Here is a 15,970-nt window from a genome sequence, read left to right as displayed (position 1 = left end):
ACAATGATCTTCGGAAGCATCCGGCGCGGCACTCGCGTCAGCGTCGACAACGAGCGGTGCGAGATCTTCGGCTTCTGCGAGATGGAGGCGCCGTCCACGTTCAAGATCGGACCGGACGGCAAGCTCCGCATCCGCCGGATGGTCGACCGGGACGGGTTGGACCAGGCCATCTCCGCCGCCCGGCTCTGCCCGAAACAAGCCATCAGAGTCAAGGGAGAAGGAGCGTACGACGATGAGTGACGGAGATCGGATCGTCATCGTCGGGGCGGGCGTCGCCGGCCTCCGCTCGGCGGAACGGTTGCGGGAACTCGGTTTCGACGGCGAGATCGTGCTGGTCGGCGACGAGCCGCGGAAGCCGTACCACCGGCCGATGGTGTCGAAGGAGCTCATCACCGGCGGAGTGAAACCGGTGGCCGCGAGCCTGGAGCCCTACGTCGACCTGGACGTCCACTGGCGGCTCGGCACCCGCGCGACCTGGCTCGACAGCAAGGAGCGCACCGTCCATCTGCCGGGTGGTGAATCCCTGTGGTACGACGGGTTGATCATCGCGACCGGCGTCCACCCCCGGCATCTTCCCGGCTCGCCGCGCCACGACCCCCGGGTCCGTGTGCTGCGGACCGTGGAGGATTCACTGGCCGTCCGGCGGGCCTTGGGGAACAGCAACAAATCCGTCGTGGTGATCGGCAGCGGCCTGATCGGGAACGAGTTCGCCGCGTCGATGCGGTACATGGGCCGGGACGTCACACTCATCGGCCACGCGAAGGCGCCTTTGCACCGCTTCGGGGAGCGGATCGCGTCGGCGCTCACCAAGGAACACCAGCACCATCGCGCCAAGCTGGCGATGAACACCGAGGTGCGGAACTGGATCAGCACCAAGGAGACGGTAGGGCTGCACCTGACCAACAACCAGTTCCTGGTGGCCAGCTGCGTGGTGCTCTCGATCGGGAGCGTGCCCGCCGTGGACTGGCTGCGCGGCTCGGAGCTGACCATCGACGACGGTGTGCTGTGCGAATCGACCCTCTTCGCCGTCGGGGCGGAAGACGTCGTGGTCGCCGGCGACGTCGCGAAATGGCCGAACCTGCGGATAGACGAGACCCCACGACGGGTCGAGCACTGGATGAACGGCGTCGAATCCGGGCGCGCGGCGGCGGAAAGCCTGATGCTGGGCCGGGACAACGCGCGGCCGTACACGCCACTCCCCCGCGCCTGGTCGTCCCTGTACGACGCGCGGTTGCAGACCGCCGGGATGCCGTCGCTGGGCAAGGACACGATCGAACTCTCCGACGGGGTCACCGGTTTCGTCCGCGACGGCAGGCTGATCGGCGCGGCGGGCTGGGACCGGCCGAAGGCGATGATCCACTGGACCGCCGAACTCGACCGGCGGCTGCCGGTGCCCGAGCCGGTGTTCCCCGCCCCCGCCGCTCCTTCGTTCGCGGCGACGCCGATCGGGGAGGACATCCTGGCCCCGTTCGAGCGGGACTTCCTGTCCGAGACGCCGACCGAGGCCGTTCCCGCGCCGGAAAGGATGCCCTGGGCTCGCGTTCCCGCCGGGTGACCCGGGATCGCGAACGGACCGGGGCCGCGCGCGGCGGCCGCGGTCCCTCAGGTGGCGGTGGGCAGCTACGCCTCCGCACCCACCGCCACCCCCTGGGGACGCCAGGAGGTAACCGGGACCGACGGTGATTCGGGCTCCGCCGGGTACCGCACTCCGGGCTCCCCGCTTCCGGTCGGGGCCCTTCCAGGCTTGACTCACCTGGAAGGGCCCCGATCCATGGCGGCTGAAGGGGACTTTCCCCTCGTTACACGCGGCGAAGGGCGCTTTCACCGCATCGCATGCGGGGCCCCGGCAAAGTCGCATTACCGCTGATCAGTTGGGCGCGAGTGGCGATTCGGGTTCTCTTGAGAGGTAAGGCGAACGCGACGTGATGGAGCTGGCGGCGCGCTCGCCGAAGAAGCCTGGCTCGTTCTTGACTGTCCACAGAGGACACAAGGAGAGAGCACGGTGCCCGATTTGGGTGCTTTGCGCGGCTTCGTGACCGGGTCGTGAGTGGCAATGAGAGTTAGAACCCTCATTGCCACTCACGACCGAATCGGGCATGCAGCCGCCAAGGAGTGTCCTTATGGACACTCAGGGGGCCGCCTGCCCCCTCCGGACAGTCGGCGATACCCGGTTCGAAGCGCCAAGAGCCAAACTGACCAGCGGTAATCGACTTGCCGGGGCCCTGGCATCGCATGCGGGGGAAGCGTCCTTCAGCTCACGGCGCCTTCACCACCACGGTGTCCTCCGGCCCGACGACACGCCCATCCGCAGCCCGGATCTCCAGCTCCCGCAACGGAAGCCCGCCGTCGCGGTCCACCAGTTCCGAACGCGGCTCCCCCTTGCCGAAGAAGTGCGCCTCCCCCCATTGCCGCAGAGCGACGATCACCGGGAACAGGTCCCGCCCCTTCGGTGTCAGGACGTACTCGCTGTACGTGCTCCCGTCCGAAGCCGGGACCAGGTCGAGCACGCCGTGTCCCACGAGCGCCCGCAGCCGCGCGGACAGGATGTTCTTCGCGACGCCGAGGCTGCGCTGGAACTCCCCGAAGCGGCGGACGCCGTCGAAGGCGTCGCGCACGATCAGGAGTGACCACCAGTCGCCGATCGTGTCGACCGAGCGCGCCACCGGGCACGGGGCTTCGTCGAACGTCGTCCGCTTCACCATGGTTGCATCTTACAACCGTAGTGCTCTACCGTCCCAGTGGTAGCAACTTGAAACCATCTGGAGGGTTCGTGCACCGCGGTGTCGTCCTGTTGTTCGCCGTGGCCGCCGGGACGGCCGTCGCCACGATCTACTTCGCGCAGCCATTGCTCGTCACGATGGGCGCCGACCTCGGCATCGCCGCGTCGACCGTCGGCGGCATCGTCACGCTCACCCAGCTCGGTTACGGACTCGGCCTGTTCCTGCTGGTCCCGCTCGGCGACCTGCTCGACCGGCGGCGGCTCGTCACCGGCCAGCTGGCCCTGCTCGCGATCGCCGAACTCGTCGCCGCGACCGCCGCGAACGGTGTGGTGCTGTTCGCCGGCATGGCGGCGATCGGTGTGCTCGCGGTCGTCACGCAACTCCTGGTCGCGTTCGCCGCGTCGCTGGCGGAGCCTGCCGAACGCGGGCGTGTGGTCGGCCTCGTGACGACCGGCGTCGTCCTCGGGATCCTGCTCGCGCGCACGGTGTCCGGCACGCTGGCCGACCTCGCCGGCTGGCGCGCGGTGTACGTCGTGTCCGCGGCCGTGACCGTGCTGATCGCGATCGTGTTGTATCGCGTCCTTCCCGCCACACCTGGGGGAAAGGCCATGAACTACGGGCGGCTGCTGCGTTCGACGTGGTCGCTTTTCGTCGAGGAGCCCGTCTTCCGGACGCGCGGCACGCTCGCACTGCTGATCTTCGCCGCTTTCGGCACCTTGTGGAGTTCGGTCGCCCTGCCGCTCAGTGAAGACGGCTTGTCGCATACCGCTATCGGCGCGTTCGGGCTGGCCGGGGCCGCGGGCGCGCTGGCGGCGGCTCCCGCGGGGCGGCTCGCCGATCGCGGCCGCGCGCGCTTGACGACCGGCCTGGCGCTGGGCCTGCTCGTCCTTTCCTGGATACCGCTGGGTTTCACCCGCTCCTCGTTGTGGGCGCTGGCGGCGGGCGCGATCCTGCTCGACCTCGCCGTCCAGGCCGTGCACGTCACGAGCCAGACCCTGATCTACCCGCTCCGTCCGGACGCCGGGAGCAGGCTGATCGGCGGGTACATGATCTTCTACTCGGTCGGCAGCGGCCTGGGCGCCATCGGCTCGACCGCCGTCTACGCCGTCGCGGGCTGGACCGGCGTCTGCCTGCTGGGCGCGGCGTTCAGCGCATCGGCGCTCGGCGTGTGGAGTGTCAAAGCCGCTCGATGATCGTGACGTTCGCCGTTCCGCCACCCTCGCACATCGTCTGCAATCCGTAGCGCCCACCTCGCCGCTCGAGTTCGTGCAGCAGCGTCGCGAACAGCTTCGTGCCGGTCGCCCCGATGGGGTGGCCGAGCGCGATCCCGCCGCCGTTCACGTTGACGCGGTCCGGATCTGCGCCCGTCTCCTCGATCCACGCCAGGACGACACTCGCGAACGCTTCGTTGACCTCGAACAGGTCGATGTCGTCGATGCTCAGCCCGGTCTTCCGCAGCGCGTGCGCGGTCGCCGGGATGGGCCCGGTCAGCATCCACACCGGATCGGCCGCCCGCACGGAAAGGTGATGGATCCTGGCGCGCGGGGTGAGACCGTGTTCCTCGACGAACTTCTCCGACGCGATGAGCGTCGCGCTGGCACCGTCCGAGATCTGGCTGGCCACGGCCGCGGTGATCCGAGAACCCTCGCTCAGCGGTTTCAGCCCCGCCATCCGCGCCAAGCTGGTGTCGCGCCTGGGCCCCTCGTCCAGGGCGGCACCGGCGAACGGTGCGGTCTCGGCGGCGAACCGGCCTTCGTCGATGGCCGCGATCGCCCGCTGATGACTGCGGAAGGCGAACTCCTCCATCGCCTCACGGGTCAGGTCCCAGTGTTCGGCGATCATGTCGGCACTGCGGAACTGCGAGACCTCGACGCTGCCGTACCGCTCCTGCCAGCCCTTCGAGCCGGAGAACGGGTCTTCGAAGCCGTACTCGCGTCCGGCCAGCATCGCCGCGCTGATCGGAATGGCGCTCATGTTCTGCACGCCGCCGGCGAGGACGAGATCCATCGTCCCGGACAGCACCGCCTGCGCGGCGAAGTGCACGGCCTGCTGGCTCGAACCGCACTGCCGGTCGATCGTCACACCCGGCACGTGGTGCCCGAAACCCGCCGCGAGCCACGCCGTGCGCGCGATGTTCCCGGACTGCGGCCCGAGCGTGTCGCAACAGCCGAGAATGACGTCGTCGACCAGGTCGGCCTCGACGCCCGCGCGTTCGACGACGGCCTGGATGACGTGGGCGCCGAGGTCGGCGGAGTGGACACCGCTGAGCGCTCCCCCGCGTTTGCCGACGGGGGTCCGGACCGCGTCCAGGACATAAGCTTCAGCCACGCCGCCTCCTCTTGGTCGCGATTCCGTCCAGCAGGATCCCGAGGTATTGCTGCGCGACGTCGTCCGCGCTCAGCGTGCCGCCGGGGTTGTACCAGCGCACCGCCACCCAGACGGTGTCGCGGATGAACCGGTAGGTCAGTTCGACGTCGAGGTCCTCGCGGAACACGCCCGCCGCGATGCCGTCGGTGAGGATCCCGTTCCACAGCTTGCGGAATTCGGTGTTGCGGTCGTTGAGGTAGACGAACCGCGGCAACTGCATCAGATGCTTCGCCTCGGACTGGTAGATCGCCACCTCGGCGGGCCGCCGGTGAATGGATTCGAACGACGCCACGACGACGGCTTCGAGTGTTTCCCTCGGCCCCTTCCCTTCCGCGACGATCTCGGCGTAGGCGCCGAAGAGTTCGTCGAGGAATCCGGTCAGGATCTCGTCGGCCATCGACTCCTTCGAGTCGAAATGGTGGTACAGGCTGCCGGACAGGATGCCCGCCGCGTCCGCGATGTCCCGCACGGTGGTGGAGACGTAACCGCGCTCGGCGAACAGCTTCGCCGCCAGGGCGAGCAGTTCGGCGCGGCGGGACCCTGGACTGGCTTTCATCGGTACCTCATCGTGTGGTGGTGAACCCGCGACCGCGATCGACGTCGGCAGGGCGCTAGATGGTAAGTCATGTCACGTCGAGCCGAGAAGGCGCCCTGCCACCGCGATCGCGGGCCTTCGGCCGGGCAGGTTCACACATAGGATCACTTTCCCGAGTTTCACCTCTGCTCCGCCAACAGGTCTCACGCATGCTGGGAACTCACGGACACGACCTCGCCGGTGAGGTACGACGAGTACTCACTGGCGAGGAACACCATCACATTCGCCACTTCCCAGGGTTCCGCCGCCCTCCCCGAGACCTCGCGCGCGGTGAGTTCGGTGAGCAGTTCCTCGCTGGTCACCTTGGCCAGGAACGGATGCATCGCCAGGCTCGGCGCGACGGCGTTGACCCGGATGCCGTGTTCGGCGACGTCGACGGCCGAACACCGGGTGAGTGCCATGACCCCCGCCTTCGCGGCCGCGTAGTGGGCCTGCCCGGCCTGCGCGCGCCACCCGATCACCGACGCGTTGTTGACGATCGCCCCGCCGCCGCCTTGGGCGACGAACCGGTTCACCGCGGCCCTCGTCGCGCGGAACGTGCCGTTGAGGGTCACGTCGATGACCCGCGCCCATTCCTCGTCGGCCATGTCCACAATAGACTTTGTGCCGCCGAGCCCGGCGTTGTTGACGAGCACGTCGATCCGGCCGTAGTGCGCGGCGGCTCCGTCGATGAGCGCTTGCACTTGATCCTCTTGTGTGACGTCACAGGGGATCGCGTGGACGTCGCCCAGTTCGGCCGCCTTTTCGCCGAGGCGCCGCTCGTGCCAGTCACTGATCACGACGCGGGCGCCTTCCTCCAGCGCGCGTTTCGCCACCGCGGAACCGATCCCGGTGCCGGCCGCCGCCGTCACCACGACCACCTTGTCCCGCAGGAGGTTCGCCCCCTCGGGGTACTTCGGCACCGGGATCACGGTCGCACCTCCCTTGGCAGGCCGAGCACTCGCTCGGCGATGACGTTGCGCTGGATTTCGTTGGAGCCGCCGTAGATCGTGTCGGCGCGAGTGAAGAGGAAGAGCCGTTGCCAGGCGTCGAGACCGTCTTCCGCGAGCACGCCCCGCGCGCCGCGGACGAGCATCGCCAGCTCCCCCAGATCGCGATGCCAGTTCGCCCAGACCAGTTTGGACACTTCGGCCACACCGGGCGACGAGTCGCCGAGGGTGCGGATCGCCTGCGCCCGCATGACCTCCAAGCCGACCCAGGCGCGGTCGATCCGTTCGGCGATCACCGGGTCGTCCGGCGCGATCCTGGTGAGTTCCTCGAGTTCCCGGCGGAAGCCGACCTGTTGCCCGAGCGTCGCGACGCCGCGCTCGAACGCGAGCGTGCCCATGGCCACCCGCCAGCCGTCGCCGGATTCGCCGACGACGAGATCCTTCGCCGTGCGGGCACCGTCGAAGAAGACTTCGTTGAACTCCGAGGTCCCGGTGAGCTGCCGGATCGGCCGGACCTCGACTCCGGGCTGCCGCATCGGGACGAGCAAATAGGACAGTCCTTTGTGGCGTTTCGAACCGGGTTCGGTGCGGGCCAGCACGAAACACCAGTCGGCCACATGCGCGAGCGACGTCCACACCTTCTGGCCGTTCAGCACCCACTCGTCGCCTTCGAGGGTCGCCGTGGTCGACACGGCGGCGAGGTCGGATCCGGCGGCGGGTTCGGAATAGCCCTGGCACCACAGTTCTTCGACGGCCACGATCGGCGGCAGGAACCGCTTCCGCTGCTCCGGCGTGCCGAACGCGATCAGGGTCGGGCCGAGGAGTTCCTGCGCCAGGTGACTGACTCGCGCCGGCGCACCCGCTCGCGCGTACTCCTCGTGGAAGACGACCTGCTGTTCGAGGGTCGCGCCCTGACCGCCGTGTTCGACCGGCCAGCCGACGCAGGTCCAGCCCGCCGCGGCGAGCCGCCGCTCCCATTCCACGCGTTCGTCGAAGGCCTCGTGCTCCCGGCCGGGACCGCCCGAACCGCGCAGTTCCGCCGGCAGGTTGTCCTCCAGCCAGGTGCGCACACGGTCACGGAAACCGTTTTGGGCCACGCCTGCCTCCTCTAGCCAAACCAGAGCCTGCTGCGTAGGCTACCCTACCAAGCACTTGCTAGGGAGACTTCGATGACTGAAGGAACCATCCCGGCGGCGCTCGACAGGGCCGCGGAACGCTTCACCGCGCGAGAAGCGCTGGTCGACGGCGAAGTCCGGCTCACCTATGCCGAGCTCGCCCGGCGGGTGCGCCAGGCGGCGCGGTTCTTCGAGGGCCACGAACGGGTTGCCATCTGCTCCCCCAACACCTGGCACTGGGTCGTCGCGGGGCTCGGCGCGCTGTACGCCGGAGCGACACTGATCCCGGTCAACACCCGCTTCACCGCGCGCGAGACCATCGACGTCCTCGAGCGCGCGAAGGTGTCCGCACTGGCGATCACCGGCACGTTCCTCGGCACGGACCGGCTGGCGGATCTCGGTTCCGCTCGCCCGGGCACCGTGGTGCGCATCCCTGTCGAAGGCGCGGAGAAACCGGTCGACGGCGTGACGGAATGGGACACCCTCGCCGGTCTCGACAGCGATTTCGCCAGTCCTGCGAAACCGGACGACGTCAGCGACATCCTGTTCACCTCCGGGACCACCGGGCGCAGCAAGGGCGCGATGAGCAGCCACCAGCAGGCACTGAGCGTCGCCGAAGCCTGGGGCGATTGCGGTGGCCTGACCGAGGAAGACCGCTACCTCGTCATCAACCCGTTCTTCCATAGCTTCGGGTACAAGGCGGGGATCCTCGCGACCGTCCTGCGTGGCGCGACCCTGCTGCCGCAGCGCACCTTCGACGTCCGGGAAACCCTGCGCCTCATCGAAAGCGAGCGGATCACCGTGCTCCCCGGCGCGCCGACGATCTACCAAGTGCTGCTGGACGCGCCGGAACGCGCGAACCACGATCTCTCCAGTCTCCGGCTCGCCGTCACCGGCGCCGCCACCGTGCCGGTCACGCTCGTCGAGCGGATGCGGACGGATCTGGACTTCGACACCGTGCTCACCGCGTACGGCCTCACCGAAGCCGTGGTGGCCACGATGTCCCGCCCCGAGGACGACGCCGAACTGGTCGCGAACTTCTCGGGCCGTGCGACGGCGGGCTTCGAGGTGAAACTCGGCGAACACGACGAAGTCCTCCTACGCGGCCCCAACGTCATGCTCGGCTATCTCGACGATCCGGACGCCACCGCGAAGGCCGTCGACGCCGACGGCTGGTTGCACACCGGCGATGTCGGGGTGCTGAACGAACGCGGGTATCTGAAGATCGTCGACCGGATCAAGGACATGTACGTCTGCGGCGGGTTCAACGTCTACCCGGCGGAGGTCGAGCAGGTGCTGACCCGCTTGGCCGGTGTCGCCGAAGCCGCCGTCGTCGGCGTGCCGGACGGGCGGCTCGGCGAGGTCGGCAAGGCCTTCGTCCGGCTCGGCCCGGGGGCCGAACTGACCACAGAGGACGTTCTGACGTACTGCGAAGGACAGTTGGCCAATTACAAGACTCCTCGATTTGTCGACTTCGTGGCGGAGCTTCCGCGAAACCTGTCGGGGAAGGTGCTGAAACGCGTGTTGCGGGAGGAGAACGGATGACCGTCGAGTACGAGCGGCGCGGGCCGGTGGCCGTCGTCACGATGAACCGGCCGGAGTACCGGAACGCGCAGAACTCGGCGATGACCTACGCGCTCGACGCCGCGTTCACCCGCGCCGTCGACGATCCCGAGGTCAAGGTGATCGTGCTGGCCGGCGCCGGGAAGCACTTCTCCGCCGGGCACGACATCGGGACGCCGGAGCGCGACGTGGACGTCTCGTTCGAGCGCAAGGCGGTCCTGTGGTGGGACCATGTCGGCGCCGAGGGCGGCGATCAGCGGTTCGCCCGCGAGTCCGAGGTCTACCTCGGCATGTGCCGAAGGTGGCGCGAGATCCCGAAGCCGACCATCGCGAGCGTGCAAGGCGCGTGCATCGCGGGAGCACTGATGCTGGCGTGGGTGTGCGACATGATCGTCGCCTCCGACGACGCGTTCTTCGCCGATCCCGTGGTGCGCATGGGGATTCCCGGTGTCGAGTACTTCGCGCACCCCTGGGTCCTCGGCCCGCGCGCGGCCAAGGAAGTGTTGTTCACCGGTGAGCGCTTCACGGCGCGGCAGGCCAAGGAATGGGGCATGCTGAACCGCGTCGTCCCGCGCGCCGACCTCGAAACCGAGACGATGGCGCTGGCGGAGAAGGTCGCGGTGATGCCGCGGATGGGGCTCGCGCTCGCCAAGAAGGCCGTGAACCAGGCCGAAGACCTGATGGGTCTCCGGTCCGGAATGGACTCCGTGTTCGGGCTGCACCACTTCGCGCACGCGCACAACGCCGAGGTTTCCGGCGGTGACTCGCTGGGCGGGCAGGACGCGCGCTCGATGCGTGACGCGAACAGGACCTCCTGATGGACCTCGATCTCGACGAGCGCACGCTCGCCTTCCGTGACGAAGCCCGCGCCTGGCTCGCCGCGAACGTTCCCGCCGAGCCGCTGAAGTCGTTCGACACCGCCGAAGGATTCGCGCAGCACCGCGAGTGGGAAGCGCAGCTGGCCGACGCCCGGTGGTCCGTCGTCTCGTGGCCGCGCGAGTTCGGCGGGCGGGACGCGAGCCTGCTGGAGTGGGTGCTGTTCGAGGAGGAGTACTACGCCGCGGGAGCACCGTCGCGGGTCAACCAGAACGGCATCTTCATGCTGGCGCCGACGCTGTTCTCCCATGGCACGGAAGAGCAGCAGCGCCGCATCCTGCCGAAGATGGCGCGTTCCGAGGAGGTCTGGGCGCAGGCGTGGTCGGAACCCGAGGCGGGCAGTGACATCGCGGCTCTGCGGAGCACCGCGACTCGCTGCGACGGCGGCTGGCGGGTCAGCGGGCAGAAGACGTGGAGCTCGCGGGCGACGTTCGCCGACCGCGCGTTCGGTCTGTTCCGCAGCGACCCGGATTCGTTGCGGCACAAGGGACTCACCTATCTGATGGTGGACCTGCGAGCCGAGGGCGTCACCGTCCGGCCGATCCCCCAGCTGGACGGCGAACCGGGGTTCGCCGAGATCTTCTTCGACAGCGTCTTCGTCCCCGACGAGGATGTGATCGGCGCGCCGGGCGAGGGCTGGCGGGTCGCGATGACGACGGCGAACAACGAACGCGGCCTGTCCTTGCGCAGCCCCGGCCGGTTCCTCGCCGCGGCCGACCGGCTGGTCTCGCTCTGGCACGACGCCGGACGTCCGGCGCACACCGCGGACCGGGTCGCCGACGCGTGGATCGGCGCGCGGGCCTATCAGCTGTACACCTTGGGCACGGTCACCCGGCTGTCGGACGGTGCCGAGCTCGGCCCGGAATCGAGTGTCAACAAGCTGTTCTGGTCGCACCTCGACGTCGCCCTGCACGAAACCGCGCTCGACATCCTCGGCCCGGACGCCGAACTGCGGGGCGGCTGGAGCGACGGCTGGCTGTTCTCCCTGGCGGGGCCGATCTACGGCGGGACCGACCAGATCCAGCGGTCCATCGTCGCCGAACGGCTGCTCGGCCTGCCGAAGGGGGCTCGATGAGGTTCGCACTCTCCGGCGAGCAGGAGCAGTTCTCCCGCAGCCTGCACGATCTTCTGTCCGGTGTGGACACGGATTCGGCGAACCGGTCCTGGGCGGCTGGTGATCACGGCCCCGGTCTCAAGATCTGGCGGCGGCTGGCGGAACTCGGCGTGACCGCGCTGGCGGTCCCCGAGAAGTACGACGGTTTCGGCGCCACGCCGGTGGATCTGGCCGTCGGCTTCGAACGGCTCGGCTATCACTGCGTTCCCGGGCCGTGGACCGACACCGTGGCCGTCCTGCCGTCCTTGCTGGACGACGAACTGCTGACGTCGGTCGCGTCCGGCGAGACGCTGGCGTCGGTGGCTTACTCTCCGCATGTGCCGTATGCCTTGGATTCCGACGTCGCGGACGCGCGGCTCGCCGTCGAGAACGGCAGGCTGCGCGCGTTCACTCCCGGCTCCCTTTTGTCCTCTGTGGACAGTTCACGACGGTTGTTCCCGCCCGTGGCCGGGGACGACCTCGGCACTGCGCTCGACGCTGCCCGCGCGTTCGAACTGGGTGTGCTCGCCACCGCGGCGCAACTCCTCGGCGCGGGACGGTGGCTGCTCGGCACGTCCGTCGCGTATGCCGCACAACGCAAGCAGTACGGCCGTGAGATCGGCGGCTACCAGGCGGTCAAGCACCTGCTCGCGGATGTCGCGACCGGGCTCGCGCTGGCCGAACCGCTGCTGTTCGGCGCGGCCGTAACGCTGGACCGGCGCGACGTCTCCGCGGCCAAGGTGGCGTGCGGCGACGCCGCGCACCTCGCCGCCCGGACCGGGCTGCAGGTGCACGGTGCGATCGGCTACACCGCGGAACACGCGCTCGGCCTGCGGCTGACCAGGGTCCGGGCGCTGGTCGGCGCCTGGGGCACGCCGAAGTTCCACCGGGAGCGGGTGCTGTCATGACGTTCACCGCCGAGCAGGACGCGCTGCGCGACAGCGTGCGGAAACTGCTGGACCGGGAAGCGGATCCCTGGCCCGAGCTGTGCGAGCAGATCGGTGTGGCGGCGTTGGCCGTTCCCGAGCGGTTCGGCGGGCTCGGCGCCGGGACGGCGGAACTGCAGGTGGTCGCCGAAGAACTGGGCAGGGTCCTCACCGACGTCCCGTTCCTCGGGTCGGCCGTGCTCGCCGTGCACGCCGTCCTGGCCACGGGCGACGACGAGGCTTGCGAACGTCTTCTCCCCCGCCTCGCCGAAGGTGTCGTCGGCGCGGTGGCCTGGACCGATGCCGAAGGTCGCTGGGATGCTCCTGCCTGCCGCGTCGCCGACTCCGCGGTGGAGGGTGAGGCGCACTACGTCCTTCACGGTGACGAGGCCGAGATCCTCCTGGTCGTGGCTGACGGCTCGCTGTACGAAGTCACCGATGCGCGGCGAGAGCGGACTGCGGCGATGGACGAAACCCGGCGGTTGGCCAGGGTTCGTTTCGACAGTGTCCCTGCCCGGCTGATCGGCCCCGTCGACCTCGGCGCGCTGCGGGACGTCGCCTGCGCCGTCCTGGCCGCCGAACAGGCCGGGGCCGCGGCACGGGCCCTCGAACTGACGGTGGAGTACAGCAAGCAGCGGCACCAGTTCGGCAGGCCGATCGGCGGATTCCAGGCGTTGAAGCATCGGATGGCGGATCTCCACGTCCTGGTGGAGACCGCGCGCTCGGCGGCCTACGCGGCTCCGGAGTCGAGCAGGCTGGCCGCGGCGGCGAAGGTGCATTGCTCGGAGGCGCTGGCGACGGTGGCGGGTGAAATGATCCAGCTGCACGGCGGGATCGCGATCACCTGGGAGCATCCGGCGCATCGGTATTTCAAGCGGGCACATGGCGCGGCGCACCTGTTCGGCTCGCCTGCGGACCACCTCGCGCGGGTGCGACCGCCGTTATCGTGAGCCGGTGGAGTGCGCGATCTGTGCCAAGCACCGTGGCGAAGGCCCGCTGGTGGGGCCGGTGGTCTGGGCCGGGGACGCGGTCGTCGTGTCGCACCGGCCCGGCGGCTTCCCCGGGTATCTGTCCGTCGAAACCCGGCGGCACGTGGCGGCGCTGGACGAGCTGACCTCGGACGAGGTCTCGGCGGTTTCGCGAGCGGCCTGGTGCGCGGCCAGGGGCCTGCGCGCGGAACTGGCTCCGGAGCACGTGTTCTCCGCCATCGCCGGGCGGAGTGTCGCACATTTCCACCAGCACGTTTTCGTACGGCATCAGGGAACGCCCGAAGAGATCGGGCGGATGGACGGCCCTTCGTGGACGGGCGCGCCGGTCATCGACATCGCCAGGCTCTGCCGCCGCCTGGCGGGCTACTTCTGATCCAGGAACCGGGTGATGGCGCGGACGCGATCACCGTCGAGGGTGAGGACCATCAGTCCGGCCGGTGTCTCACCGTGACGACAGACGAAGGCGGGCTGGTTGTTGGCCCGTGCCGGGGTCATGGTGAAACCCTCCACGGGAATGGCCATGGTGACGCGGAGGAAGCCCGCGATCGCTTCGAGACCGTGGTACTCGCGCGGTGCCGGCGGCATGGCGAGCCAGGCGTCGTCGGTGAGCAGGCTCAGGACGCCGTCGAGGTCGCCCGCGGTGAACGCGTCGGCGAATCGCCTGGTCAGCGCGCGTTCGTCGGGTGACGGCCGGTGCCCGGCGCTCTCGCGATGCTTGTCGAGGGAGGCACGGGCGCGCTGAAGGATGCCTTTGACCGCCGTCTCGGTGGTGCCGAGCATGCTCGCGACCTCACCGGCGGGGAAGCACAGGACGTCACGCAAGACGAGCGCGGCTGCTTGTCTCGGCGGGAGGAGCTGGAGTCCGGTGATGAAGGCGAGCTCTATCGCCTCCTTGGTGCTGTAGCGCGCTTCGGGGCCGGGCTCACTGTCGGCGAGTTCGTCCGGATACGGCTGTAACCAGGTCACCTCGCCGCGGCGGCTCGGCTCCGGCGGGTCGAACGGCGGCACCGGCTCGGGCGGGCGACGGCGGCCCGCGTCCCTCAGAGCGTTGAGGCAGCGGTTGGTGGCGATGCGGTACAGCCACGTGCGAAGCGATGAGCGCCCCTCGAAGCCGTCGATGCCCTTCCAAGCGGCGAGGAGCGTCTCCTGGACGGCGTCCTCGGCGTCGGTGAGGGAGCCGAGGATCCGGTAACAGTGCAGGTGGAGCTCGTGCCGATAGGTGTCGGTGAGCTCGCGAAAGTCCTGGTCTCCCATCGCCCTCATGAGCCGATCGTGTCACTTTCGCGGTGCACCGTTCCGTTCGGGGCGGGGGTGGTGTCTGACGGGGTGAAGACCGACGAAAGGAACCATCATGACCAGTCCCGCCTTGGATGTCGCGCTCTCCTACCACCGCGCGTGGACGGGCAAGGACTTCGAGAAGGCGATGACCTACGTCGCCGACGACATCGCCTGCCACACGCCCGGCGGACCCCTTTCCGGCGCGGAGGCGTTTCGCGGGTTCATGGGCCCGTTCACCGAGATCCTGACCGGCTCGACCCTGCTTTCGGCGTTCGGGGACGAGACGACCGCGTTGCTGATGTACGACACGGCGACCCTGCCGGTAGCGAGCGCGCCCGGGGCCGAGCTGCTGACGGTGCGGGAGGGGAAGATCGTGGAGCTGCGGATCGTGTTCGACCGGGCTCCGTTCGATGCGGCGCGGGAGGCTGCCGCGGGGTCGTAGGGCTAAGCGGCCAGGACATGCGGGCGCGGACGGGCTTCCGCGGAGCGGAACGCCGCCCGCAGCTCGGCGACCACCTTGTCGGGTTCGGTGCGCAGCCGGGACGGCAGCGTTTGAAGCACGACGATTCCCGCGGCGACGTATCGGGCGTTGCGGGCGACGGTGGCACGGTGGTCGCCGAGGCTCGTGTGGTGAAGGTACGAGTCGATCTCCCAGGCCAAGGCGATGTCGTCACACCAGAAATCCGGGGTGGCGATGTAGCCGCCCTGTGCGTCGTAGAGCGGAACGTTCCACCGGCCCGGCGGGAGACCGGATCTCCGCCAGAGATGCCACGCGTCGGCTTCCGCGACCGATCTCGCTCCCGCCAACAGCGGGGCCAGCGCGCGTCTCGGCATCGCGGTTCCCGCGGTACGGCCTCGGTCGAGCTCGTCGGCGAGCATCTCCGGAGTGCAGAAGCGGCGCTGGACTGCCTCGGCCATCACCGCCTGGGCCTCGTCCTCGTTGGTGAGCCGTCGGACGGTGTCGACGACGGCGCGGGGAACAGGGGCCACCGGCAGACCTCCCCTCAGATGAGGTCGTGGCAGGCGAATGGTGCGCTCCACACGGACGAAGCCCACATCGGCCACGTCGCGGCTCGCGGGAATGAGGACATGCACGCCGTCCTTCCTGGGAAGCCGTTCCAGCCCATGGCGACGAAGTGCGTACGTCCCGGTGAGCACCGCGCCCTCGCGGCCGTGGAGCAGAGCGGCGCGACCGCGATGCTCATCGGTGGGATCTCCGTTGCTCAACAGCACGATCCCGGGCAGCAGCGACTGCCAGGGGCCATCCGCGGCGCACCTCCGGGAGATGGTCCGGCGCGGAACACCGATCGCTTCGAGCTCGGCCGCGCGGACCACCTCCGGGTGATCCGGAGCAGTGAGCAGGGGGTGTGACGTCCAAGTTCCTCTTCGCACCCGACCACCATGCGTGAGGCCACCGACAAGATCGGCCGTTCGACCGCGCGAAAGGTCCTGTCACGCGGGAAAGGTCTCGTTCATGAAGGAATTGGGACGTTGAGTGTCCCAATTCCTTCATGAACGG

Annotated in this window: 17 protein-coding genes; 10 read left to right on the top strand and 7 right to left on the bottom strand. The window is 69.2% G+C overall.

Going from position 1 to position 15,970, the window contains the following annotated elements; all coding sequences use genetic code 11:
* Positions 1–3: 3 nt before the first annotated feature.
* A complete protein-coding gene (locus AC069H_RS22200; protein WP_007033644.1) occupies positions 4–240 on the top strand; it encodes a ferredoxin in 237 nt (78 codons plus the stop codon).
* On the top strand, positions 233–1,555 hold the full coding sequence (locus tag AC069H_RS22195) for an NAD(P)/FAD-dependent oxidoreductase (RefSeq protein WP_478233665.1): 1,323 nt from the start codon (positions 233–235) through the stop codon (positions 1,553–1,555). Before AC069H_RS22200 ends, AC069H_RS22195 begins: the two co-directional genes overlap by 8 nt.
* 700 nt (positions 1,556–2,255) lie before the next feature.
* On the opposite strand, the gene AC069H_RS22190 is transcribed toward AC069H_RS22195, so the two are convergent.
* A complete protein-coding gene (locus tag AC069H_RS22190; RefSeq protein ID WP_340685149.1) occupies positions 2,256–2,702 on the bottom strand; it encodes a winged helix-turn-helix transcriptional regulator in 447 nt (148 codons plus the stop codon).
* A 68-nt stretch (positions 2,703–2,770) separates the two neighbouring features.
* Here AC069H_RS22190 and AC069H_RS22185 point away from each other — a divergent pair, with 68 nt between their 5' ends.
* Positions 2,771–3,913, top strand: coding sequence for an MFS transporter (locus tag AC069H_RS22185; protein ID WP_478233858.1), 1,143 nt, complete (start codon positions 2,771–2,773; stop codon positions 3,911–3,913).
* On the opposite strand, the gene AC069H_RS22180 is transcribed toward AC069H_RS22185, so the two are convergent.
* From AC069H_RS22180 to AC069H_RS22165, 4 genes are all read right to left on the bottom strand, one after another.
* The gene (locus AC069H_RS22180) at positions 3,897–5,048 is read right to left on the bottom strand and encodes an acetyl-CoA C-acetyltransferase (RefSeq protein ID WP_478233664.1); all 1,152 of its coding nucleotides are present in this window, start codon (positions 5,046–5,048) and stop codon (positions 3,897–3,899) included. The genes AC069H_RS22185 and AC069H_RS22180 overlap by 17 nt on opposite strands.
* Positions 5,041–5,643 (bottom strand): TetR/AcrR family transcriptional regulator, encoded by a 603-nt coding sequence (locus tag AC069H_RS22175; protein ID WP_478233663.1) that lies wholly within the window; start codon positions 5,641–5,643, stop codon positions 5,041–5,043. The genes AC069H_RS22180 and AC069H_RS22175 overlap by 8 nt, the downstream gene beginning before the upstream one ends.
* Before the next feature lie 182 nt (positions 5,644–5,825).
* Positions 5,826–6,593, bottom strand: coding sequence for an SDR family oxidoreductase (locus AC069H_RS22170; protein WP_478233662.1), 768 nt, complete (start codon positions 6,591–6,593; stop codon positions 5,826–5,828).
* Positions 6,590–7,708 carry an acyl-CoA dehydrogenase family protein gene (locus AC069H_RS22165; RefSeq protein WP_478233661.1) on the bottom strand — a complete coding sequence of 373 codons (1,119 nt, stop codon included), beginning with the start codon at positions 7,706–7,708 and terminating at the stop codon, positions 6,590–6,592. Before AC069H_RS22165 ends, AC069H_RS22170 begins: the two co-directional genes overlap by 4 nt.
* Positions 7,709–7,780: 72 nt before the next feature.
* On the opposite strand from AC069H_RS22165, the gene AC069H_RS22160 reads away from it, so the two are divergent.
* The 6 genes from AC069H_RS22160 to AC069H_RS22135 are packed head-to-tail and all read left to right on the top strand — an operon-like array spanning position 7,781 to position 13,546.
* Entirely contained in the window at positions 7,781–9,271 is a 1,491-nt protein-coding gene (locus AC069H_RS22160) for a FadD3 family acyl-CoA ligase (protein ID WP_478233660.1), read from the top strand.
* The gene (locus tag AC069H_RS22155; RefSeq protein ID WP_478230569.1) at positions 9,268–10,107 is read left to right on the top strand and encodes an enoyl-CoA hydratase; all 840 of its coding nucleotides are present in this window, start codon (positions 9,268–9,270) and stop codon (positions 10,105–10,107) included. The genes AC069H_RS22160 and AC069H_RS22155 overlap by 4 nt, the downstream gene beginning before the upstream one ends.
* Positions 10,107–11,240 (top strand): acyl-CoA dehydrogenase family protein, encoded by a 1,134-nt coding sequence (locus AC069H_RS22150; protein WP_478233659.1) that lies wholly within the window; start codon positions 10,107–10,109, stop codon positions 11,238–11,240. Before AC069H_RS22155 ends, AC069H_RS22150 begins: the two co-directional genes overlap by 1 nt.
* Positions 11,237–12,166, top strand: a complete 930-nt coding sequence (locus tag AC069H_RS22145; protein WP_478233658.1) for an acyl-CoA dehydrogenase family protein — start codon at positions 11,237–11,239, stop codon at positions 12,164–12,166. The genes AC069H_RS22150 and AC069H_RS22145 overlap by 4 nt, the downstream gene beginning before the upstream one ends.
* Positions 12,163–13,134 carry an acyl-CoA dehydrogenase family protein gene (locus tag AC069H_RS22140; protein ID WP_478233657.1) on the top strand — a complete coding sequence of 324 codons (972 nt, stop codon included), beginning with the start codon at positions 12,163–12,165 and terminating at the stop codon, positions 13,132–13,134. Before AC069H_RS22145 ends, AC069H_RS22140 begins: the two co-directional genes overlap by 4 nt.
* A gap of 4 nt (positions 13,135–13,138) precedes the next feature.
* Positions 13,139–13,546, top strand: coding sequence for an HIT family protein (locus AC069H_RS22135; RefSeq protein ID WP_478233656.1), 408 nt, complete (start codon positions 13,139–13,141; stop codon positions 13,544–13,546).
* On the opposite strand, the gene AC069H_RS22130 is transcribed toward AC069H_RS22135, so the two are convergent.
* Entirely contained in the window at positions 13,537–14,436 is a 900-nt protein-coding gene (locus AC069H_RS22130) for an RNA polymerase subunit sigma-70 (RefSeq protein WP_478233655.1), read from the bottom strand. The two genes, AC069H_RS22135 and AC069H_RS22130, sit on opposite strands and share 10 nt — an antisense overlap.
* Before the next feature lie 88 nt (positions 14,437–14,524).
* Here AC069H_RS22130 and AC069H_RS22125 point away from each other — a divergent pair, with 88 nt between their 5' ends.
* Complete coding sequence (locus tag AC069H_RS22125; protein WP_340685137.1) at positions 14,525–14,893, top strand: nuclear transport factor 2 family protein; 369 nt, start codon at positions 14,525–14,527, stop codon at positions 14,891–14,893.
* A gap of 2 nt (positions 14,894–14,895) precedes the next feature.
* On the opposite strand, the gene AC069H_RS22120 is transcribed toward AC069H_RS22125, so the two are convergent.
* Entirely contained in the window at positions 14,896–15,843 is a 948-nt protein-coding gene (locus AC069H_RS22120) for a hypothetical protein (protein WP_478233654.1), read from the bottom strand.
* Positions 15,844–15,970: the final 127 nt, after the last annotated feature.

Source organism: Amycolatopsis sp. NPDC043887 (assembly GCF_056435665.1).
The sequence above is the reverse complement of the archived record's forward strand: the minus strand, read 5'-3'. Positions and strand labels throughout refer to the sequence as shown.

Bases quoted from the DNA above. Each gene is read 5' to 3' on its own strand.
- AC069H_RS22140 (WP_478233657.1), top strand. From the start codon at position 12,163: ATGACGTTCACCGCCGAGCAGGACGCGCTGCGCGACAGCGTGCGGAAA.
- AC069H_RS22200 (WP_007033644.1), top strand. From the start codon at position 4: ATGATCTTCGGAAGCATCCGGCGCGGCACTCGCGTCAGCGTCGACAAC.
- AC069H_RS22150 (WP_478233659.1), top strand. From the start codon at position 10,107: ATGGACCTCGATCTCGACGAGCGCACGCTCGCCTTCCGTGACGAAGCC.
- AC069H_RS22125 (WP_340685137.1), top strand. From the start codon at position 14,525: ATGACCAGTCCCGCCTTGGATGTCGCGCTCTCCTACCACCGCGCGTGG.
- AC069H_RS22145 (WP_478233658.1), top strand. From the start codon at position 11,237: ATGAGGTTCGCACTCTCCGGCGAGCAGGAGCAGTTCTCCCGCAGCCTG.
- AC069H_RS22195 (WP_478233665.1), top strand. From the start codon at position 233: ATGAGTGACGGAGATCGGATCGTCATCGTCGGGGCGGGCGTCGCCGGC.
- AC069H_RS22155 (WP_478230569.1), top strand. From the start codon at position 9,268: ATGACCGTCGAGTACGAGCGGCGCGGGCCGGTGGCCGTCGTCACGATG.
- AC069H_RS22190 (WP_340685149.1), bottom strand. From the start codon at position 2,702: ATGGTGAAGCGGACGACGTTCGACGAAGCCCCGTGCCCGGTGGCGCGC.
- AC069H_RS22175 (WP_478233663.1), bottom strand. From the start codon at position 5,643: ATGAAAGCCAGTCCAGGGTCCCGCCGCGCCGAACTGCTCGCCCTGGCG.
- AC069H_RS22130 (WP_478233655.1), bottom strand. From the start codon at position 14,436: ATGAGGGCGATGGGAGACCAGGACTTTCGCGAGCTCACCGACACCTAT.
- AC069H_RS22160 (WP_478233660.1), top strand. From the start codon at position 7,781: ATGACTGAAGGAACCATCCCGGCGGCGCTCGACAGGGCCGCGGAACGC.